The following is a 1644-nucleotide window of genomic DNA, read 5'->3' as shown; positions in this document are numbered from 1 at the left end:
TCGGGACTCTACCATTTCCATTTCAGGCAGTATGACCCATCCGCCGGAGTATGGACTTCGGAGGATCCTATTGGTATTATTGGAGGAAATAACTTGTACTCTTATGTTGGGAATAATCCGGTTAATTATATAGATTTGTTTGGGCTTTGGGATCAATCTACAGAAGGAGGACACGCACATGATGATGCTGGAGATGGCACAACAAATGACAATGCCGATGATGAAAGTTTAGATGGCGTTGATGTATCAACAGTTGATTTGGGTGGAAACGGTAGTCGTGAAAACAGCTGGAGCAATGGAGACAACTATGGTTTAGAAGGATTTGAATATGATGAATCTAGTTGGATGACCAAAGAAGAACAACAACGTCTTTACAGGTCTCGTAAAAAGGAAGAAGATATGTTTGATAAGATGAGAGAAGGGAACTATAGCGGAGTAATAGACGATTTCTTAATTAAGCCAGCAGATACCGGGGATAATGAAGGGCCTATTGGCGTTTTGGATCACCTGGAAAATGGTACAAAAAAAAGATGTAAATGAGCCATATTGAAAACTTTACAGAGGAAAACATGATTTATTCAAAGCATCTTGCCTGTGTGTGCTGTGCGGTGTTGGTATTTTCAAGTGTATGCTTTGCCGACATCAATAACTTTAAAGGCAAATGGGTTCAAACTGAAAAAGAACGTGATGGCTTTGGGCATGTATTCTTTTTTTATGATAATGGCAATTTTAGCATGCAATATGGTGCAATATCTGAAACTCAATACCATCTTCAAGGTGACATTTTGATAGAAAGCGGAATGCCACCTCAACAAAATATGGTGCTAGCTAGATATGTCTATTCCGTCACAAAGAGTAGTTTGACACTTCAACGAATAATCTCATATACTCCCATAAAATTATCCAAAAAACAGCATTTTACCAGGATTAATGTTGGCAAAAATACAGAGTCAAAAATAGTTGGGCAATGGGTCACTCACACACCAGATAAGGTACCTATAACATTGGAATACACGAGCAATGGTAAAAAAATATTTTTCATACCTGAAAAGGCTACGACTGGAGTTTTTAAAGTAAAAGATAGCATCATACAGTTGAGTTGTTGTGGGGGAAAATCTGGAAATTGCGGTAAATATCAACTAAAAAATAATCTTTTAATAAGAGTTGATTCTCTTAAAGACAAGAACAAAGAAACATATTCAAAATGGTAAGCTAGCATTTACCATTTTGAATAATTTATTAATGACGAAAGGATGAGCATCGTGAACTGAACAATATTACTTATCATTCTTATTGATGTTTCCTTTGGAGCTACATCATTCATTCAAGCGAAGAATCTGCCTTCCGAACAAAACATTCACTTAATGCTTGGACTTGAACTTGCTATTAATCCGGTGGGCAAATACGTCTAATCCGGATGCCGTTTTCGGGTTCGCATCTGACTATCTGGCTGTTTTTACGTCAATCAACTTGACGCCTAACTAATATATACGAAAAGTTTAAGCCTAAATGCCCGCCGGATTAATAATAAGGAGAAGTTTCCAGAAGCCAGCTATTCCCGATGTAAATATAAGTCATTGAAATTGCGCCATTCGGTAAAATCATCTTTCGTAAACATTTAATATGAAGTATGAACTTAATCTA

The 1644-nt window shown here is 37.0% G+C and carries 2 protein-coding genes; both read left to right on the top strand.

Features of this window, described 5'->3' with window-relative positions; genetic code table 11:
• On the top strand, window positions 1–540 hold a 540-nt coding region (locus BLQ17_RS22020; RefSeq protein WP_143005620.1), incomplete at its 5' end, for an RHS repeat-associated core domain-containing protein.
• On the top strand, window positions 537–1211 hold the full coding sequence (locus BLQ17_RS22015; protein ID WP_092226435.1) for a hypothetical protein: 675 nt from the start codon (window positions 537–539) through the stop codon (window positions 1209–1211). The genes BLQ17_RS22020 and BLQ17_RS22015, both read left to right, overlap by 4 nt.
• The last annotated feature ends 433 nt before the right edge of the window (window positions 1212–1644 follow it).

It is taken from the genome of Desulforhopalus singaporensis, assembly GCF_900104445.1.
In the GTDB taxonomy this organism is placed as follows: domain Bacteria; phylum Desulfobacterota; class Desulfobulbia; order Desulfobulbales; family Desulfocapsaceae; genus Desulforhopalus_A; species Desulforhopalus_A singaporensis.
Note: the sequence above shows the minus strand (reverse complement) of the source record. Positions and strands in the feature narration are given on the sequence as shown.

What these genes read in the sequence shown, in the direction of transcription:
- BLQ17_RS22015 (WP_092226435.1), top strand. Translation starts at nt 537, where the DNA reads ATGAGCCATATTGAAAACTTTACAGAGGAAAACATGATTTATTCAAAG.